This is a genomic window from Halotia branconii CENA392, assembly GCF_029953635.1.
GTDB lineage: Bacteria > Cyanobacteriota > Cyanobacteriia > Cyanobacteriales > Nostocaceae > Halotia > Halotia branconii.
In genome coordinates, this window is record NZ_CP124543.1 from 3,161,317 (window position 1) to 3,181,104 (window position 19,788).

14 protein-coding genes are annotated in these 19,788 nt (G+C 38.8%); 9 read left to right on the forward strand and 5 right to left on the reverse strand.

Annotation, left to right across the window (positions count from 1 at the left end):
- Positions 1-224: 224 nt before the first annotated feature.
- Positions 225-1,214: a helix-turn-helix domain-containing protein gene (locus QI031_RS13845; protein WP_281485707.1), complete on the forward strand. Its 990-nt coding sequence runs from the start codon at positions 225-227 to the stop codon at positions 1,212-1,214.
- Positions 1,215-1,341: 127 nt separating this feature from the next.
- Here the strand turns inward: QI031_RS13845 and QI031_RS13850 are convergent, their stop codons facing one another.
- A complete protein-coding gene (locus QI031_RS13850) occupies positions 1,342-1,653 on the reverse strand; it encodes a caspase family protein (protein WP_281485708.1) in 312 nt (103 codons plus the stop codon).
- A 39-nt stretch (positions 1,654-1,692) separates the two neighbouring features.
- Positions 1,693-3,213: a phytoene desaturase family protein gene (locus QI031_RS13855; protein ID WP_281485709.1), complete on the reverse strand. Its 1,521-nt coding sequence runs from the start codon at positions 3,211-3,213 to the stop codon at positions 1,693-1,695.
- A 141-nt stretch (positions 3,214-3,354) separates the two neighbouring features.
- Between QI031_RS13855 and QI031_RS13860 the strand changes: the two genes are divergently transcribed.
- From QI031_RS13860 to QI031_RS13885, 6 genes are all read left to right on the forward strand, one after another.
- Positions 3,355-4,137 carry an ABC transporter ATP-binding protein gene (locus QI031_RS13860; protein WP_281485710.1) on the forward strand — a complete coding sequence of 261 codons (783 nt, stop codon included), beginning with the start codon at positions 3,355-3,357 and terminating at the stop codon, positions 4,135-4,137.
- A gap of 80 nt (positions 4,138-4,217) precedes the next feature.
- Positions 4,218-5,675, forward strand: coding sequence for an MlaD family protein (locus tag QI031_RS13865; RefSeq protein WP_281485711.1), 1,458 nt, complete (start codon positions 4,218-4,220; stop codon positions 5,673-5,675).
- Positions 5,676-5,805: 130 nt separating this feature from the next.
- A complete protein-coding gene (arfB, locus tag QI031_RS13870) occupies positions 5,806-6,222 on the forward strand; it encodes an alternative ribosome rescue aminoacyl-tRNA hydrolase ArfB (protein ID WP_281485712.1) in 417 nt (138 codons plus the stop codon).
- A 59-nt stretch (positions 6,223-6,281) separates the two neighbouring features.
- The gene (locus QI031_RS13875) at positions 6,282-6,842 is read left to right on the forward strand and encodes an HD domain-containing protein (RefSeq protein WP_281485713.1); all 561 of its coding nucleotides are present in this window, start codon (positions 6,282-6,284) and stop codon (positions 6,840-6,842) included.
- Between the two features lie 741 nt (positions 6,843-7,583).
- Positions 7,584-7,904, forward strand: coding sequence for a DMT family transporter (locus tag QI031_RS13880; protein WP_281485714.1), 321 nt, complete (start codon positions 7,584-7,586; stop codon positions 7,902-7,904).
- A gap of 585 nt (positions 7,905-8,489) precedes the next feature.
- Positions 8,490-13,613 (forward strand): nSTAND1 domain-containing NTPase, encoded by a 5,124-nt coding sequence (locus tag QI031_RS13885; RefSeq protein ID WP_281485715.1) that lies wholly within the window; start codon positions 8,490-8,492, stop codon positions 13,611-13,613.
- A 31-nt stretch (positions 13,614-13,644) separates the two neighbouring features.
- Here the strand turns inward: QI031_RS13885 and QI031_RS13890 are convergent, their stop codons facing one another.
- Positions 13,645-14,799 carry a hybrid sensor histidine kinase/response regulator gene (locus tag QI031_RS13890; protein WP_281485716.1) on the reverse strand — a complete coding sequence of 385 codons (1,155 nt, stop codon included), beginning with the start codon at positions 14,797-14,799 and terminating at the stop codon, positions 13,645-13,647.
- 1,209 nt (positions 14,800-16,008) lie between these two features.
- On the opposite strand from QI031_RS13890, the gene QI031_RS13895 reads away from it, so the two are divergent.
- Complete coding sequence (locus QI031_RS13895; RefSeq protein WP_281485717.1) at positions 16,009-17,310, forward strand: FAD-binding oxidoreductase; 1,302 nt, start codon at positions 16,009-16,011, stop codon at positions 17,308-17,310.
- 48 nt (positions 17,311-17,358) lie between these two features.
- Positions 17,359-18,708, forward strand: coding sequence for a (Fe-S)-binding protein (locus QI031_RS13900; protein WP_281485718.1), 1,350 nt, complete (start codon positions 17,359-17,361; stop codon positions 18,706-18,708).
- A gap of 338 nt (positions 18,709-19,046) precedes the next feature.
- Here QI031_RS13900 and QI031_RS13905 read toward each other — a convergent pair whose 3' ends face one another.
- Together QI031_RS13905 and QI031_RS13910 are read right to left on the reverse strand one after the other, a co-directional pair.
- Positions 19,047-19,427, reverse strand: a complete 381-nt coding sequence (locus QI031_RS13905) for a type II toxin-antitoxin system VapC family toxin (protein ID WP_281485719.1) — start codon at positions 19,425-19,427, stop codon at positions 19,047-19,049.
- The gene (locus QI031_RS13910; RefSeq protein ID WP_281485720.1) at positions 19,427-19,663 is read right to left on the reverse strand and encodes a type II toxin-antitoxin system Phd/YefM family antitoxin; all 237 of its coding nucleotides are present in this window, start codon (positions 19,661-19,663) and stop codon (positions 19,427-19,429) included. The genes QI031_RS13905 and QI031_RS13910 overlap by 1 nt, the downstream gene beginning before the upstream one ends.
- Positions 19,664-19,788: the final 125 nt, after the last annotated feature.

A 19,788-nucleotide genomic window follows, 5' to 3' on the forward strand; every position in this document is an offset into this window, starting at 1 on the left:
ACGATGCCCACACCACAATAAATTGGGGGGCATTTTTTTATTTGCAAGTCAGTTAACACATGTATATAGCAACTATGTCATTATTTGATGTCAACAAACATTCTAAAATTCCAACTTTTATATGTTTGAATAAACACCACCAAAAAGTGTATAGTTGCCTTATTCTCTTTAATACTCGCTCAAGCTAACGATTACTTTATTTTACTCAACCATAATCTCAATCTATGTCCCTCATCTCAGAGTATGGCTCTCATAACGCTCCTGTGGTCATCACTCGCCAGTTTCACGATCTTGATGCTTTTGCTGAAGCCATCAAACCATTGAATGTGACTGCTAACCAGTTAACCCAAGGTAATTTTAGGGGGAGCGTTAATTTTGCAGACTTTAGGGGTCTGAAGTTTACCGACGTTAATCAAAATCAAGCCTTGAAAGTAACTGGACCTAAGGCTTCTGACGACCTTATATTTGCAATCGCACTTCAAAGCGGTCAGACACAAGTCATGTCTTATGGTTGCCCGATCAAAAAACGCGATATATTTGGGTTCGATCCGGCGCGAGAAACGGATGTCATTGCAGGAAAAGACAGTCTCATAGCCATAGCGAGTGTTAATTTGTCAGTTTTCCAGTCCTTATGTAACCAAATGGGATACGATTTAGGGCAAAAATTTCTCAAACAGAATTTGATTCGTCTCCACCAAGCTACATTGCGCTCTCTAAGAGCTTATTATCAAGCAATCAGTCAAATATTTATCAGCCAACCATCATTACTAACGCAACCACAGATGCGATCAGTGATTATGGAAGATTTTTTGCCATTGCTGGTTAACACGGTGGGTAAAAGTAGACAGAAAAATTCATACAGATTAAAAACCTTCCGCCGTTATTCCCTGGTCAAACAAGCTGAAGAGATTGCTTTATCTTTTCCCGATCGCCCTTTAACCCTGCAACAATTATGTAACGAATTAGGAACTAGCAGCAGCGCCTTATCTTATGGCTTTCGAGAGATTTTTGGCTTAAGTCCAATGGCTTATCTGAAGATTCAACGGCTTAATGGAGTACGTCGCGCTTTAAGAAATAGCGATCCCGATACAACAATGGTGATGCAGGTAGCTCACCAATGGGGATTTTGGAGTGCCGGACATTTTTCTAGAGATTACAAGAAAATGTTTGGTGATTTACCATTGCAAACTCTGCGGACATGGCATAATTCTTAGAGTATGGCGCGGTAAACGAAATGCGCGTTTTCGATAACAAGTATCATACCTCAGTAGAACAGGACTTACGCAACTGGCACAGGCGAACGCTAATTACTAGCACTTTAGTACTACAGAACTAACGTAACTAGCAAAGGCGATCGCTTTTAGCTGTATTTTGAGTTGCTAAATAGAGATGATCTTCATCATTAGTAATACCATGACCAGAGAAAAAGAATAATGCTAAGTCGTCTTTTCCAGCTTCTCTAAACAGCTTTTGAATAGCCTTTCGCATGGCGATCGCATCGGGATTCAGCAGCCGTTCAACTTGTTCAAAACCTCCCATATTGAGGTTTTGCAAAACTCGTTCCATAGCTTCCACATCATTGAGAGCAGATGACAGAGGCGGGATACCTTCACCGTACTCACTGACTCCAATCAGCAGTGCTATCTTAGCCATTACCGCCACCCATTACGGACATGAATATCTCTGACTTCTTCAAGAAGTCGAAGATATTAAAACCAATAAATCTGCTGTTTGCGATCGCTCTACTAAACTATTGGCACACAAAATCCCAGAAGCAGCTACCGCAGGTACACCAATTCCTGGCATAGTGCTATCACCAACACGATATAAACCTTTTATCGGCGTTTGCGTACTGGGAAACATTCCCTTACCCGCAGCAATAGCCGGCCCATAAGTTCCCTGATATCTTCTGAGATAATGGGCATGAGTTAGTGGTGTACCAATAAGTTCTAACACCACACGTTCACGAATATCGGGAATAACTTTTTCTAAAGCACGATATAAAGATTGCGCTTTTTGTTTTTTCTTCTGTTCATACCCATCATTTCGTTGCCAACCAGCAAAAGGTTCCAAGGTGTAAGCATGAATTACATGATGTCCCTCTGGCGCTAAAGTTTTATCCCACACACTAGGAATCGAGATCATGCAAGTATTACCAGGTGTCGTGATATCTTGACTAGAATTGTGAACTACCACATGATGTCCCGTCAAATTATCTAACCCAGTTGCCCGAATACCTAAATGCAAATGCATAAAACTATCAACCGCTGGTGTATTTAAAGCAACTTCTCGGAAAGCAGCTGGTAAATCTTCAGGATTGAGTAAGTGATTGTAAGTATCCCAAATTGTCGCATTGGAAATTACAATTGGCGCTTTCAATACTTCACCATTTTGTAACTTTACACCTACAGCTTTATTAGATTCCACCAAAATTTTTTCAACGTGACATCCCAAACGCAACTGACCACCCCAGCGTTTTAATCCCCGCACCAAAGCATTGACAATTGCTGCACTACCCCCTAAAGGATATTCAACTCCAGCACGGGAACGTTCACCTAGCATAAAAGCGACTTCTGGGGCAATTGTGCCGTGGGCTTTTAACCCAGAAAGCAAAAAACATTCTAAATCAATCAGTTGCCGCACCCAAGTATCTTGAATTGTCGCATCCATGACGTTACCAACAGAAGCTTGCACCAGAGGCAAATGGGGGAGCATTTTCGCCAAAGATGGTAGGTAACGTTGCAGCAATACTAAAATTACTTGCCAATCAGATCTCAAAGCTAAGGTAGGAATACCTTTCATCGCTTCATATAGATCTAATAAGCGTTCTGCAAATCGTTGAAATTCTTTAGCACCTTGGGGCGTAATTTTATGCAGTTCATGACGATACATCTTGGCATTGCTATAAACTGCAAAAGTAGCTTCAGGAAAATGGTAGTGTCCTAAAGGATCATAAGGTATAACTTGAAGGGATTCACCAATAACATCTAAAACTTGTTTGAGAGGGTTCAAACTTTGGGCATTTCTCAGTCCACAATAAAAGGAGGGACCAGAATCAAATTTAAATCCTCGCCGTTCAAAGCTATGGGCTGCACCACCAGCAATTGTATGACTTTCACACACAATTACTCGCTTGCCATGACGAGCCAGCAAACTAGCAGTACATAATCCACCAATACCGCTACCAATAACTATGACATCACTATCTTGCATGTTTGTTAGTTGTTAATTGTTAGTTGTTGGTTGTTGGTTGTTAGTTGTCAGTTGTTAGTTGTTTATTTTCCACTGACCACTGACTACTGACTACTGACCACTGAACATTGACCACTGACCACTGACCACTGACAGTTACTCATGAATGAACCACTAATTGAACTCAAAGGCATTTCTAAGTCTTTTGGTAGTAATAAAGTTTTAGATAATGTAGATTTGACAATTTACCGGGGAGAAGCACTAGGGATTATTGGCCCTTCCGGGACTGGTAAATCGACAGTTTTACGGTTGATAGCTGGGTTATTGAATCCTGATGAAGGAGAAATTTATGTACAAGGGGTACGACGACAAGGGTTAATTGAGGATAGTGCCGATCCTATTGGTATTGGCATGGTGTTTCAACAAGCGGCATTATTTGATTCGTTGACAGTAGATGAGAATGTGGGATTTTTACTGTATCAACATTCCAAGTTACCGCGATCGCGGATTCAAGAACTAGTCAAAGAAAAGTTAGATATGGTTGGCTTGTCGGGAATCAGCAATCTTTATCCATCTGAACTTTCTGGAGGGATGCGAAAACGAGTCAGTTTTGCCCGTGCAATTATGTCTAATCCTGATAGCCTTGCAGAAGGGCCGGAAGTTTTACTATACGACGAACCAACAGCGGGACTTGACCCGATCGCCTCTACCGTGATAGAAGATTTAATCCGTGACTTACAACTTGCACACGGAGTCTGTGGGACTTATGCCATTGTTACCCACCAAGAAAGTACGATTCGTCGCACAGCCGATAGACTGGTGTTTCTCTATCAAGGTAAAGTGCAGTGGCAAGGTACAGTTAATGAAATAGACAGCACAGACCAGCCATTAATCAAACAATTTATGAGTGGGAGTGTGCAAGGCCCTATTCAAGTGGTTGGTTAAAAAGATCAGAGTGATGAGTGAAAAGTTGAACTTAACTCATAAATGCTCACTTCTCATTGGTTGTTGGGTAGAGAAAAAATATGCGAGATTTCATTACAAACCGTTTCACATCTAGACGAACATTGAGAGAAGGTTCAGTAGGGTTGCTAGTCCTTGTCGGACTAGGAGCATTTGTGATGATAATTCTGTGGTTGAATAGATTTACCGCTGCTCGTAGTTCATATAAAGCTATTGTTGAATTTGCTAATGCTGGTGGGATGCAAAAAGGCTCAACAGTTCGATATCGAGGCGTGAAAGTAGGCAGTATTTCTAAAGTTCAACCAGGGCCTAATGCCGTGGATGTAGTGATTGAAATTGCTTCTGCTGATCTTGTGATTCCTCGTGATGTTGTCATTGAAGCTAATCAAAGTGGACTAATTAGCGAAAGCATTATTGACATCACACCAAAAACATCACTACCTGCTGGTACTGTAAATGCAAAACCACTAGATAGCAATTGCGATCGCAGCTTGATTATTTGTAACGGTTCTCGATTACCAGGTCAAATTGGTATTAGTGTTGATGAACTGATTCGCAGTTCAACTGATTTAGCTGCTGCATATAGTAGTCCCAAGTTTTATCAAAGGTTGAATCAACTTCTAGAAAGTTCAACTCAAGCAACTTCTAGTGTTGCACAACTTACTCAAGACCTACGGAGTTTGAGTAAAAATTTTCAAGGACAATTAAGTACATTTTCAGCTACTGCCAATTCAGTCCAACAAGCAACAAATAAATTAACTGCATCCACAACGAAAACGGTAGATCAATTGGGTGTAACCGCCAGTGAATTTAGTACTACTGCAAATAAAGCTAATAGTCTGCTCGGTAATCTAGATAGCTTAGTAACTACAAATCGTTCTACGTTGGTTGGTGCTTTAAATAATATCACCGAAACTAGTAATCAATTGCGTGTGACAGTTAGTAGCTTATCACCTGCTGTTAATCGGTTAACCCAAGGAGAATTACTCCAAAATTTTGAAACTCTTTCAGCAAATGCGGCTCAAGCTTCAGCTAATTTACGCGATGCCTCTAAAACTTTAAATGATCCTAAGAATTTAGTATTACTCCAACAAACATTAGATTCAGCTAGGGTTACATTTGAAAATACTCAAAAACTTACATCTGATTTAGACGAATTGACAGGCGATCCTACTTTTCGAGAAAATTTGCGACAGTTGGTAAATGGTCTCAGTGGCTTGGTATCTTCTACAGATCAAATACAGCAACAAGCAAAAGTTGCTGCTACCTTAGACTCTATGAGAGCAAATGTTAACAAACAAGACGTTGTAACTCCCACTTCTTCAACTCCCAAACAACAAACAGTTACTATTAATCCTTCACCCACTGCTATTAAAGTTTTTGAAAATAACCTCCAGTTAAATCCTAATTCTAGCCCTTTGGCGACTAATTCAGCTTTAGAAAACTCATCCCAAGAAAAACTGTTAAAGCAGTTGCGAGATTATGGAGAACAACGAGAAAAAGAGAATAAAACAAAGTAAAAGCAGTGAGATCAGGTTAACTTTTTTATCAGTAAGCTAAAATTAAGATAGCGGTTTGATGCTAGTGATCGCTTCTGGATGCTTTAAAAAAATGCCGCGCGATCGCACCTTGAAAGCTACATATTAAGTTATGCTGCAAATTTCTCACAAAATAATCATCCCTGATCACGAAATCGAAACTAGCGCGATTCGCTCTCAAGGAGCAGGAGGCCAAAACGTTAACAAGGTTGCGACTGCCATTCATTTACGTTTTAATATTGCAGCTTCATCATTACCCGCTTTCTATAAACAGCAGCTTTTGCAGCAAAACGACCGACGCATTACCCAAGAGGGAGTTATTGTCATCAAGGCTCAAGAACATCGCAGCCAGGAAAAAAACCGAGAAGAGGCGTTGAAAAGGCTTAAAGACTTGATCAAAAGCGCAGTTATATTACCCCAAAAGCGCACACCGACCAAACCAACTCGTAACTCTCAAAAAAGACGACTTGACAACAAAAGTAAACGCGGACAAATTAAGTCTAGTAGAGGGCAAGTTACAGATGATTGAAGTGGAAATTAACATTGAGGATAATCATACTCTGCATCACCTGCTGACAAAATCTAGCAATGGAAAAATCCCAACTTAGCTTACAAAACTGGTCGCCAGAAAATTATATTAAAGCCTATAAATTTGCAGCAAACGCTCATCAAGGTCAAAAAATACCAGGGTCAGAAATACCTTACATTATGCACTTAAGTTTTGTAAGTATGGAAGTAATTGCAGCCCTTAGTAAGGAAAAAGAACACAACGGAGACTTAGCTATTCAATGCGCCATTTTACATGACACAATCGAAGATACTGATATAACTTTTGAGGAAATAAAAGCCGAGTTTTCACAAGTAGTAGCCGATGGAATACTGGCATTGACAAAAGATGAAAGTTTAGCAAAACATCTTCAAATGGCAGATAGTTTGCGGAGGATAAAAGAGCAACCGCAAGAAATTTGGATGGTGAAATTAGCGGATAGAATCAGTAATCTTCAAGCACCCCCGTATTATTGGACTATAGACAAAATTATTCGTTATCGAGAAGAAGGTATTCAAATTTATGAAGCTTTAAAAGATGCAAGTCATTTTTTAGCTTCGCGTTTAGCCAGTAAAATTGCAGATTATCAAGCATTTATCTAGTAATTTAAGGAAAGTGTTTCGACTACGCAGTTATTAAGCATAGTCGCAACTCAACAACCAAGCAGTAGTGGTAAATCAAAAACGGACATGATACTAGCCGATTCGCTACTGTTATAACTGTTGTTCTTCTTCATAAAACCAATTTTCTGCCAATAGCGTTAAACCGATTAGCAATAAAAAGCAAAAAATTGAAAATAAAAATATTCCCATCATTGCTATTACCTCTAACTAAAGTTTGTCAGACATACTTTTAGCAAATGAGACGCATGACTCCTCAAAATTGAAGCAATCAATAATTGCTATATAGCAGTCCTAAATTATTCGTAAAACTCTTTTTCTTCTTCGTGTCCTTTACGCCCTACCCTGCGGGTTCCGCCTTAGCGGTATACGGTTCGTTAAAAACAATGTTTTTCACAACTTAGATAGGATTGCTATATATAAATTATTACTCTGAATACTTGGAATGATTCCCGAAATTAATTTGTTGTAATAATAGCAGAAATGTTTACATTACTAAACATAAAATCTATTAGTTAATATATTTCTGGTACGCAGAGATAATTAAGTTTTCTGTTGATGCTAAGTAAGTAGGTGAAATAAAATCAAACTATGTAAATAAGCTCAAACTCTTTCTCCCCTGTTACTGAGCGCAGTCGAAGTATGCTCCCTGCTCCCTGCTTTATGCCAACGATAATTATTGACATTGACCTACTTATATCTTATTGAGTATCCATAACATTTATGTTAATTAGTTGGATTTATCTGATTGCAGCAATTATGTTTGAAGTTTCTGGCACAACTTGCATGAAACTTTCTGAAGGATTCACTAAAATAGTTCCTTCAATATTAATATTTGTGTTTTATGGAATTTGTTTTACTTTTTTAACTCTTGCCTTAAAAAGACTAGAAGTTAGTGTTGCTTATGCCGTGTGGTCAGGGTTAGGAACCGTCCTAATTGCAAGCATTGGCATTATTTGGTTTCGTGAATCTTTTACACTCATCAAGTTTTTATCCATTGCTTTAATTATCATAGGGGTGATTGGCATTAATTCAGGTAGATAAAAACTCTACCCACAAGGAGATAGAATTTTGTCAGTAGTCGGTAGTCAGTGGAAAAGAAACAACTGACAACTGACCAGCGTAGTGTAAATAAAAATACCCCATCCATCTTAAAATGGACGAGGTAAGCAAGAACTAAACCAACAAGGACTTTTACTAGTTGTTACTTTTGAAGAAAGGAGGAGTTATGACAATCGCTACCACAAGAACAGTAGTAAGCTGTTAGCGAAGCATGTTAAGCAGATTTAAATAAATACTGCTGGAAATGCTTTCCCAGGAGTAGTAAATCTCGAAGGAGAAAACCCTCTTCTCATTTACTGTTCATACTTTAACAGAGGTAATCAAATGTATGTAGCCAAGTTGGCTGATTTTTGAGAAATAATTTAGGTTCAACCTGAAATTTTGAAAAACTGAGTTTTTCAGATCTGAGAGTATGTCAAGATGGTATCTGTAATATAACTATTGACACAAGAATTGCCAGACAAAATCAGTAATCATAGTAACTCTAGGGTAAATATCGCATAAAAGAGCGATCGCCTGTTACCTTGTAAATTACACAATTTCCTACATTCCCAATCCCAAATCGGTATGTCTCCACTCGGTGTTGCTACCAGTCACTCAACTCATATTCTAGAAGTAGGGGAAACTAAACTTTGGCTGTTGCTAGTGGGAGTTAACCAATATCAAGATCACAGACTACCATCTTTACGCTACTCAGCAGTTGATTGTCAAGGTTTAGCAGCCGCTTTAGCAACTGCTACCCAAGGATTTCCCCATAAAGAAGAACGAGTTTATCACGATTTTGCTTCCCAGTTGCCCACACTGACTACTGTGCGTGCCAGCTTAGGCCAAATTACGGCTGCGGCTCAACCACAAGACACAATTTTATTTTATTTTTCTGGACATGGAATATTAGAGGCAAATTCGCAGCAAGCAGTTTTGTGTCTGACAGATACTCAAACAGATAACTTACTTCACACGGGTTTAGGTTTACAAGAACTTTTGCAAGTGTTGGGAGATAGTGAAGCGCAAACTCAGTTAGTCTGGCTAGATGCTTGTCATAGTGGTAGCTTGACATTTAAAGGAGCTAGAAGCAATACAACAGTACCACCTTTGCCCAACCCTACACCCCAGATGGTGGAAGTACTACGTCAAAGAGCCAAACAAAGCAAAGGATTTTACGCTCTCCTTTCTTGTGATACCAATCAACAATCGTGGGAATTTCCCGAATTGGGACATGGAGTAGTTACTTATTATTTAATGCGCGGGTTGCGTGGAGAAGCTGCTGATGCACAGGGTTTAATTGATGCTGACGGACTTTATCGCTATGTTTATCATCAAACACGGCAATATATTGAACAAACAAATCAGCAATTACGGCTAATTAATCAACAAAATAGAACTAGAGGCGATACTAAACTTTATTCTGAATACCCACAGCAAACTCCCAAGCGCATTGTTGAAGGAGTAGGAGAAGTAATTTTAGGATTTAAACCAGCGGTTGTAGAATTATCCCATCCGCGACAAGCGTTAATTTTAGAAGGACTTGCTATAAATCAAACTACCTTGGCTTTGGGCAAACTACTTAAAAGTATTGGTGGTTTTGAATTAGAATACTGGCCGTCTTCGCCAAATAATACTACTAAAGATTTATATGTAACTATTGGGCAGTGTTTATACAGCAATGAACTAGCAACTCAACCCTACCTTGATAGTTTTGCCACAGTACTATTATATCTGCGTGGCAAATTGGCAGAATCTGATGTTGGAGAAGCTGCCTTAATCATGGCAGAAGACACCCGCCTCAGTCGTTCTTGGTTAAGACAACAACTGCGACGTTCTCCTTATACTCAACAAATCATTATTTTAGATTGCTGCATAGAACCACATAGCTGTGAGTCTTTACAAGACTGGGTAGAAGACTTACAACTGGGAACTGAGCAAGGACAGTGTATTATTGCTGCCAATTCTCCTAAAGAAAACCCCGAACAATTTGCTCAGATTTTACACTCAACTTTGCAAGCATCCCAGCAACAACCTAGCTTATCAGCCGCCGCTTGGATTACAGAACTACAATTAGCTTGTAAAGATGTTCTGCAATTAGATGTTTGGTTATCTGGTATACAAGGTGTGATTGAAGTTATACCCGCTAATCAAAGCATTAAGTCCACAGGCGCTATTGATTTAGGAATTTGTCCTTACCGAGGATTGCGGGCTTTTAAAGCAGCAGATTTTCAGTATTTTTACGGTAGAGAAATTATCACTGGGCAACTAATTAGCGATTTGGCATTCAAATCATTTATTGCTGTGGTGGGCGCTTCTGGTAGTGGTAAATCTTCTGTAGTACAGGCGGGTTTAATTGCCCAGTTGCGACTTGGCAAACAGTTACCGGGCAGTCAAGACTGGTGGATGAAAAGTTTTCGCCCTGGTGCAAATCCCTTAGAAGCTTTATCACGGTGCTTGTTAGATAGCGGCACAAAACGAGAAAAATCTTATCAGCAAACGCAATTAGAAGCAATTCTATACCAAGGAGTGAAAGGATTTGCTCATTGGGTACTTCAGCGACCAGAACCAATGGTAGTTTTGGTGATAGACCAGTTTGAAGAATTATTCACCCTCGCACCAAGTGAAGAACGACAGCGTTTTTTAGAAATAGTCTTGGGTACGTTGGAGTATGCACCAGACAAGTTTAAATTGATTATTACTTTGCGAGCAGATTTTATCGCTTTTTGTTTAGAAATACCGACCTTAGCTAAACTTTTACAAGCATCAAGTTTACTGCTTCCTCCTTGCTTAAGTGAAGCAGAATATCGCCGCATCATCATCAATCCCGCTGAACAAGTAGGTTTAACAGTCGAGTCAGAATTAGTAGAAGTGCTAATCCAGGAGTTACACCAATCTCCAGGAGATTTACCTTTATTAGAATTTGTATTAGAACAATTGTGGGAACATCGTGAGCATGGTGTAATCACTTTACAGGCATACCAGCAAAACTTAGGTGGCATTAAAGGGGCATTAGAAAACAAAGCTCAAGCAGTTTACGAAAGTTTAGACCCAGAAGCACAAGAATGTGCGCGCTGGATTTTCTTGTCGCTGACGCAGTTAGGTGAAGGTACAGAAGATACCAGACGACGGATACTCAAATCTGAGTTAATCGTTAAAAAATATCCTGTGGCATTAGTTGAAAGAACATTGCAAATTTTAACTGCTGCCAAATTGATAGTTGTGAATTTAGAAGAAGACGACAAACAAAGAAGTAAAAAAGAACTAGATAGCAATTCTTTGTTTTCTACTCCTCCCGTAACCGTAGAAGTAGCTCACGAAGTATTAATTCGTTACTGGTCAACCTTGCGATGGTGGCTAGAAGAAAATCGTACCCGTTTGCGATCGCAACGTCAAATTGAGCAAGCAGCCGCTTTGTGGAAACACTATGACGAACAATCTGATTTTTTATTGCAAGGTGTGCGCCTAGCAGAGGCGGAAGAAATTTATGTTAACTACACCGATGAACTATCTTTTGATGTGCAATGTTTTATTGAAGCTTGTTTAATCGAAAGACAAAGACAACAACAAAAAGAAAAAAACAGACTCAGACAAGCTCAAAAAACTGTAGCAATGATCAGTATTTTAGGACTGACTGCTTTTGGTTTAGCTGTTTTAGCTTATCAGCAAACTCAAAAAGCCCAGTTACAAGAAATACAGGCTCTCAATTCCTTATCGGAAAACTTCCTTCTCTCCAATCAGCAATTAGAAGCATTATTAGCTAGTGTGCAAGCTGGAAAGGAATTACAACAAATCGCCCCTGCAATTCCCCTAGATGTGCAAACTAAAACCGCAACCATTCTCCAACAAGCAGTTTATGGAACTCAAGAACGCAATCGTCTAATGCATAATTCTTGGGTAACTAACGTTAGTTTCTCACCAGATGGTCAAATGCTGGCCTCTGCTGCTGCTGATAATACCATTAAACTCTGGAGTGACAGTGGCAAGTTACTTGCAACTCTTAACGGACATAGTGATGGAGTCAATAGCGTCAGTTTCTCACCTGATAATCAAATGCTAGCTTCTGCTAGTACTGATGATACTATTAAACTTTGGAGTGACGGTGGCAAGTTACTTGCAACTTTTAATGGACATAGTGATGGAGTCAATAGCGTCAGTTTCTCACCTAATGGTCAAATGCTGGCCTCCGGTAGCAACGACAATACTGTCAAATTGTGGAGTCTTAGCGGCAAGTTAATTACAACTTTCAATGGACACAGCCAGGGTGTAAATAGCGTCAGTTTTTCTCCAGCAGGTAATATAATTGCCTCCGCTAGTGATGACGGCACAGTCAAACTTTGGAGTTTGGATGGTCGCCTTGTGACAACTATACCAGCACATACCAAAGAAGTTTTAGGTGTCAGTTTTAGCCCTGATGGACAGACCATTGCTTCTGCTAGTGCCAATCATACTATTAAACTCTGGAATCGTCAGGGTACTTTGCTGCGGATTATTGAAGGACATAAAGATCGTGTTTGGCATGTTATTTTCTCACCAGACGGTAAGATTATTGCCTCAGCCAGTGCAGATAAAACGATTAAACTCTGGAGTCGTGATGGTAATTTGCTGACTACTCTAGCAGGACATAACCATGAAGTGAATAGTTTAAGTTTTAGTCCAGATAGTAAGATTATAGCCTCAGCTAGTGATGACAACACTGTCAGACTTTGGAACTTAGAGCGAACATTGCCCAAAACCTTTTATGGACATAGAGACAGTGTAAATCATGTCAGTTTTATCTCTAACGGTAATACTATTGCCTCACTTAGTGCTGATAACACCATGAAACTCTGGAGTTTGGATGGTCGTCTGCTCAAAACTTTACCTTCTCCAGTGAATAATGTTACTAGTATTAGCTTTTCTGCTGATGGCAAAATAGTAGCTTTAGCCACTGCCAACCAGACTATCCAAATTCGTCAGCGCGAGGGTACTTTGCTTCACACCCTTGGGGGTCATACTCAGTGGATCATGAGTATGGATTTCAGTCCTGATAATCAGACTCTAGCTTCAGCCAGTGCTGATAAAACTATTAAACTCTGGAGTCGAGACGGTCGCCTGTTAAAAACCCTGCAAGGGCATAATGGTTGGGTAACTAACGTCAAATTTAGTCCAGACGGTAAAACTATTGCCTCCGCCAGTGCAGACAAAACTATTAAACTCTGGAGTCGAGACGGTCGTCTTTTGAAAACTCTGCAAGGACATAGCGCTAGTGTCTGGGATATTAGCTTTGCTGCCGATAGTCAAACTATAGCTTCAGCTAGTCAAGACAAAACTGTCAAAATCTGGAGTCTGGATGGTCGCTTACTCAAAACCCTCCAAGGACATGGTGATTTAGTTGCCAATGTGAGTTTTTCTCCTGATAGCAAGATGATTGCCTCAGCGAGTGATGATGGTAACATCAAACTTTGGAATGTTGCTAGTGGGACTTTGCTCAAAACTTTCCCAGGTCATCAAGGTGGTGTCAGAAGCGTAAGTTTCAATCCTGAAGGCACAATGCTGGCTTCCGGTGGTCAGGATGCCACAGTCAAACTCTGGAATCTGGAGGAGATAGAATTGCAAACATTAGATCTGAATCAGTTACTCATTCAAGCTTGCGATCGCCTACACAATTATCTAACCACTAATCCTAATATTACTCAAGAAGAATATCAACGTTGTTTTGGCGATTAATAATGTCAAAGGTTTAAGATTTCACAAAATTTTAGTTACCCTGAAATGGCAAGCTAACAATAAACGTTGTACCCATTCCTACTTTAGTTGCATAGGCAATTTCGCCCCCATGTAAATCTACATAATGTTTGACAATTGCCAGTCCCAAACCATGTCCTGGAATATTGCCAACATTACTACCTCTGTGAAAGGAAGTAAACAAGTTTTCTTGATCGACTTCTGGAATCCCAATGCCTTCATCTTGAATACGGAAAATTGCTTCCCCCTCTACACAAAATAAGTCAAAATACACCATGTTACCTAATGGCGAGTACTTCATAGCATTAGACAGTAAATTAGTTATAATATGCCGTAACAACTTTTTATCTAATCCAGGTAATTTATATTTTGTAATTAGTGAATGTGAATTTTTCCCAAAATTACTACTGTCTTTAATTGCACAACTTCCTTGCATAGAAAAAATAATTTTATAATCATTGCCTACACTTAATTGAATTTCTGATATTATTTCTTGACAAAAATTTTCTAAGTCCAGTGGTGAAGGATTGAAAGAATCACGACCAACTTCTGCCTTGCCAATTAGCAAAACATCACATAGTAAATGATCTAATTGCTTCACAGCATTTTGAATTTGTTGTACGTACTCTTTTATTTTAACTTCCTTTAAACTGGCAACTTGATTTGCCAATAATTCAGTATAGTTGAAAATACTACTTAACGGATTACGAAATTCATGACTAACCATTGAGACAAAATAAGAGTTAATACTTCTATTTGCTTTTTCCTTTTCTAAAGCTTCATGCATCAACACTTCTATTTGATGTTTGTTCAGGGCAATTTCAATAGTCGTAATTAATTGATGTTCTTCAAATGGTTTTGTGATGTAGCCAAATGGGCGAGAATTTTTAGCTTTATATAAAGTATTTTTATCTGAATGAGCAGTCAAATAAACTATGGGTATATTTAAACGGGTTATAATTTCCTGAGCAGCTTCTATGCCATTCATGTTACCTCTTAACATAATATCCATGAGAACTAAATCTGGATGGAAATCTGTTGCTTTTTCAATTGCTTCTTCTCCATACACAGCAATAGCAGGAACAATATATCCTGAATATTCTAAACAGTCTTTAATTATATAAGCAATAACATCTTCGTCTTCAACAACTAGGATTTTTGCTTTCATTATTTGTTTTCTCCCTAGTTTTAAATGACGCTTTTATAAAATGGCTATAGCGACAATTTTTCATAGATATATTAACATATAGTAAAATGTCACTTTGTATATATCAATATCTGTTGAAATTATTATTTTCTGTATTTAGATTTTTTATAGAAAAATATAATTTATGAGTCACGTTTTATAGAAAAAATTCAATTATTGGAGATTGAACAGGGCTTTGCCCTTCAGGAAAAGAGAAGATTTTTCTTCTTACTTCTTCCTTCAGCATATAAGCCCCGCTGTCAACGGCGGCTAATGCTTGGGAGATTTTCAAGCTCCTTTCAAACTAGAACACTTCTTTCTTCTTTCAACGCTTGCGGACTCGCTACCACTGCGCTATTCTTCCTTTTGACTTCGTTTATAACTGATAATAATAAATATAGGAATCCGGTTTGATTTGGTGAAATTACTTGCGTCGTGCGCGAAGCGCGATAGGCAGGGAACTCTTAACAGGGAACACTTCGGCTACGCGGTAGTTGAATCTCGACTTCGCTCGATTACCGCGCAGTCGAAACTCAGTGCATCGCAGGAAACAAGGCTCTTTGAGGTGTACTGAATTTTTTCAAAAATCAAATATGAGTCCTATACAATGCACACTATATATAAATTAAATTATTAGAACATCATAGTAGTCTCTTTAAATAGTCAAAAATTTAAGCAAATGCAAATAAGGAGAATGCCTTACTGCCTGTATGCTATAAGCGAAATTATCTGGTAACCAAAGTGTCATCATTATACTAATTCATGAGTTTTAGAAAAATTAACTTGGATGGATATGTATTTTGATTAATCAATAACATTACTAAACTGAGAAGTAAAACTTCAAATTAGAGATACATCTAAGTATCAATAAGGTTTTCGGTAGAGAAAAATTAGAACAATAATAGTTCCTTTGTGATAAACTAAGTCATAATTAATATTATTACCTCAGTATATTTTCTGATTTTAATCAACAAAGTTATCAGAAAACTTGATTTGCATATATCTGAACATAGTAGTTATGGGAGTAAATATCGTATTGGCACTGAGTAACTTAGGGAATGCCAACTTTTTGTCTTAATCTTGAATCTTGAGCAATTTGCTTTTGAGTCTAAATCGGAACTACTTAGAACGCTGCACTTTTTTAGGGATGTTAACCAGTAAATTAGATGTAGGGAGTAAAAAAATAAACTGATGAAATCTATCGCCTCTTGTCTTGCATCTACTATCGGCGAAGAAAATGCTGTATATCCTTGGGAAAATCTGGAACTGAGTCAGCAACAACGTATCCAACAAGCGATCGCCCCAAACAGCTATACTTCTGGAAAATCTCCCAGTTGTATTGTCTATCCCCATACCCAAGAACAACTAGCTGCTGTTGTTGCAAAAGCTTATCGTCACAACTGGCGTATCCTTCCCTGTGGTAGTGGTAGTAAACTTAGCTGGGGTGGTTTAGCTACAAGCGTTGATATTGTCATCAGTACAGAACGCCTCAACCGACTCATTGAACATGCTGTAGGTGATTTGACTGTTACAGTAGAAACAGGGATGAAGTTTTCTAATCTACAAACAATTTTGGCAGACTCTCGTCAATTTCTCGCCCTTGACCCCACAGCACCAAAGTTAGCAACCATTGGTGGTATTGTCGCCACTGCTGATACAAATTCTTGGCGACAACGTTATGGTAGTGTGCGCGACCAACTTTTGGGTATTACTTTTGTCCGTGCTGATGGACAAATTGCCAAAGCCGGAGGACGAGTAGTGAAAAATGTAGCTGGTTATGACTTGATGAAGTTGTTCACTGGATCTTATGGCACATTAGGTATTATTAGTCAACTCACTTTTCGAGTCTATCCATTGCCAAAGGTGTCTAGTACGGTAGTGTTAACTGGTACAGATGAGGCTATATCTCAAGCGGCTACTATTTTGCGAGGTTCGGCTTTAACACCAACCCAGGCTGATTTACTTTCAGCTAAATTAGTATCTAAATTAGGTCTGGGTAAAGGATTAGGATTAATTGCACGTTTCCAAAGTATTAGTGAGAGTGTTAAAGAACAGTCAAACCGGCTTTTGGCAGTAGGGGAAAAATTGGGTTTAGATGTGGTAATATATTCAGCCGCAGATGAAGCTGATTTATGGCAAAGATTACTAGAGCAAATGCATTCTTTTAACACAGAGTCTGTAATTAATTGCAAAATAGGAGTATTACCGACTGCTGCTGTGGAGGTTTTAAGTCAAGCAGAAATGGGTTGGATTCACATTGCTAGTGGTTTAGGATGGTTGCAGTTTGAGAATCAAAATCCAGTTTTAGCAATGCGCGATCGCATTCAAAGTCATGGTGGTTTCTTAACTATTTTACAAGCACCAGTGACAGTTAAACAAAAATTCGATGTTTGGGGCTATAGGGGTAATGCTTTACCAATAATGCGCCGTATTAAACAACAGTTTGATAGTAAAAATATTTTAAGTCCTGGTCGGTTTGTGGGTGGTATTTAGATGAAACGAACCGCGGAGGACGCTGAAAAAATAAAGAGAGAAAGAAATATGCAAGTTTCAGAGAATTACGTTAATAATACAGCTAGCTTAAAAAACTTGAAAGGATTTGATCCTAATCATCCACCAGACCCCAAGTTAATTGATAGTTGTGTACATTGTGGATTTTGTCTCTCGACTTGTCCTAGTTATCGAGTGATTGGTAAGGAGATGGATTCTCCTAGGGGACGTATCTATTTAATGGATGCCATTAATGAGGGAGAAATTGCTCTAAATACTGCCACAGTCCAACATTTTGATTCTTGTTTGGGGTGTTTAGCTTGTGTGACAACTTGTCCTTCTGGTGTGCAGTATGACAATTTGATTTCTGCGACTCGTCACCAAATTGAAAGGAATTATTCTCGCAGTTTGCCAGATAAACTATTTCGCCAACTAATATTTTCTTTGTTTCCCAATCCTGATTTGTTACGCTTTTTGTTGGTTCCATTATTAGTTTATCAAAAACTGGGTTTTTCTAAATTCTTCCAAGCTACGGGTTTATTAAAGAAAATATCTCCCCGTTTGGCAGCAATGGAATCAATTCTGCCAAAAATTACTCCCCAATCGTTTCAAAGTAATTTACCGGATATTATTTCAGCTAAAGGTGAAAAACGTTACCGAGTCGGGATGATTCTAGGATGTGTGCAACGGCTGTTTTTCTCCCCAATTAATGAAGCGACGGTGCGGGTATTAACGGCGAATGGTTGTGAGGTAGTAATTCCTAAATCTCAAGGTTGTTGTGCAGCACTTCCCGAACACCAAGGCCAAACAGAACAGGCGAAAGCTTTGGCCAGGCAGATGATTGATAGTTTTATCAATACTGATGTAGATTTTGTCATTATCAATGCTGCTGGTTGCGGTCATACATTGAAAGAATACGGTCATATTTTAGAAGATGACCCAGAATATCGACAAAAAGCACAAGATTTTGCCGCGAAAGTCAAAGATGCTCAAGAATTTTTGGCAACTGTAGGATTAACAGCAAAACTTTCACCATTAACTGATGAACCCTTGAATTTGGTTTATCAAGATGCTTGTCATTTACTGCACGGACAAAAAATTAGTGTGCAACCGCGTCAGCTGTTACGGCAAATTCCAGGGGTGAAGTTAACAGAACCAATAGATGCAGCTTTGTGTTGTGGCAGTGCGGGGGTTTACAATATGCTGCAACCAGAAATAGCTGAGGAATTAGGCCAGCAAAAAGTTGAGAATTTACTAAATACTGGTGCTGATTTGATTGCGTCTGCTAATCCTGGTTGTACGTTGCAAATTACTAAGCATTTACAATTGCAAGGTCACAAAATTTCTGTAATGCATCCAATGGAGTTGTTAGATTATGCAATCCGGGGTGTAAAGTTGTAAGGTTTCTACGGGTTAATAATGAATGTCCCAAGCAATCGGGTTTCGACACTTCGACAGGCTACTTCAGCTTGCTTCGGCTGCGCGGTAATTGAGCGCACTTGTACTGAGCGACTTGCCTTGAGCGCAGTCGAAAGGAGTCGAAGTAGTCGAAACTCGGTTGACTGATACTTTATTTCCACGCAAGTCCTTAATCTAAATTACTATCCATCTCTACTCATCTTGGGTAGAGTTTTATCTTATCTATTCGTTTGATTTGTTGTGTGGTAATTTTTATTTTAAAAATCACCTAAAAAATAACTAAATAATTAAACCAGAATTATTAAACGTTGTATAAGTCCTTAATCATTAGAGAGTAAAGGAATCTCATATAACCTAAATTTCTGGTCTACCGTAACTATCGTTAAACCTTCTACCAAGGCTTGAGAAATTAACATCCTATCGAATGGGTCTTTATGATGCCAAGGCAAACTACCCACCTTTAAACAATGCTTTGCCGAAATCTCCAAAATTTGAAATTGATTATCCCTAATCACTGCCAACAAATCATCGGGTTGCTTTAACTTTCCTAATGAAGTTTTAATCGCTATCTCCCATATCGTTGCCGCGCTAACAAAACTATCATTTACTGGATTTCTAAGAATTTCTCGCACATCTGCCGACAACTTCGGGTCATTTGCTAACCACCACAACAAAACATGGGTATCTAATAAGAAACCCATTAATCTTTTCCATAAAACATAGTATTAATCTCCTCTGATTCATCATCAAAATCATCAGCAATCCAAACGCGCCCTTCCCAAGCTCCTGGAGTACGCGGCTCAAGTTCCGCCTGATAGCGTACCAAACGCACCAATGGTTTACCTTCTCGACTAATAACCACATCTTCACCCTGTAACACTGACTCTATTAATTCGAGAAGACATGCCTTTGCCTCTTGAACCGTTGCATTCTTCATAGACAAAAAAACCTGATCAATTAAAATTTAATTATAAAATTAAAATTTATATTATCTTCACACACTCTTTTAATCTTTAATCTCAAGCATAATGTCTGGCAAACAGCCGTTTCCAATCTACGCAT

Excerpts from the sequence above, each read along its gene's own strand:
- arfB (WP_281485712.1), top strand. The coding sequence starts at position 5,806 with ATGCTGCAAATTTCTCACAAAATAATCATCCCTGATCACGAAATCGAA.
- QI031_RS13855 (WP_281485709.1), bottom strand. The coding sequence starts at position 3,213 with ATGCAAGATAGTGATGTCATAGTTATTGGTAGCGGTATTGGTGGATTA.
- QI031_RS13850 (WP_281485708.1), bottom strand. The coding sequence starts at position 1,653 with ATGGCTAAGATAGCACTGCTGATTGGAGTCAGTGAGTACGGTGAAGGT.
- QI031_RS13860 (WP_281485710.1), top strand. The coding sequence starts at position 3,355 with ATGAATGAACCACTAATTGAACTCAAAGGCATTTCTAAGTCTTTTGGT.
- QI031_RS13890 (WP_281485716.1), bottom strand. The coding sequence starts at position 14,799 with ATGAAAGCAAAAATCCTAGTTGTTGAAGACGAAGATGTTATTGCTTAT.
- QI031_RS13905 (WP_281485719.1), bottom strand. The coding sequence starts at position 19,427 with ATGGGTTTCTTATTAGATACCCATGTTTTGTTGTGGTGGTTAGCAAAT.
- QI031_RS13895 (WP_281485717.1), top strand. The coding sequence starts at position 16,009 with ATGAAATCTATCGCCTCTTGTCTTGCATCTACTATCGGCGAAGAAAAT.
- QI031_RS13885 (WP_281485715.1), top strand. The coding sequence starts at position 8,490 with ATGTCTCCACTCGGTGTTGCTACCAGTCACTCAACTCATATTCTAGAA.
- QI031_RS13880 (WP_281485714.1), top strand. The coding sequence starts at position 7,584 with ATGTTAATTAGTTGGATTTATCTGATTGCAGCAATTATGTTTGAAGTT.
- QI031_RS13845 (WP_281485707.1), top strand. The coding sequence starts at position 225 with ATGTCCCTCATCTCAGAGTATGGCTCTCATAACGCTCCTGTGGTCATC.
- QI031_RS13865 (WP_281485711.1), top strand. The coding sequence starts at position 4,218 with ATGCGAGATTTCATTACAAACCGTTTCACATCTAGACGAACATTGAGA.
- QI031_RS13875 (WP_281485713.1), top strand. The coding sequence starts at position 6,282 with ATGGAAAAATCCCAACTTAGCTTACAAAACTGGTCGCCAGAAAATTAT.
- QI031_RS13900 (WP_281485718.1), top strand. The coding sequence starts at position 17,359 with ATGCAAGTTTCAGAGAATTACGTTAATAATACAGCTAGCTTAAAAAAC.
- QI031_RS13910 (WP_281485720.1), bottom strand. The coding sequence starts at position 19,663 with ATGAAGAATGCAACGGTTCAAGAGGCAAAGGCATGTCTTCTCGAATTA.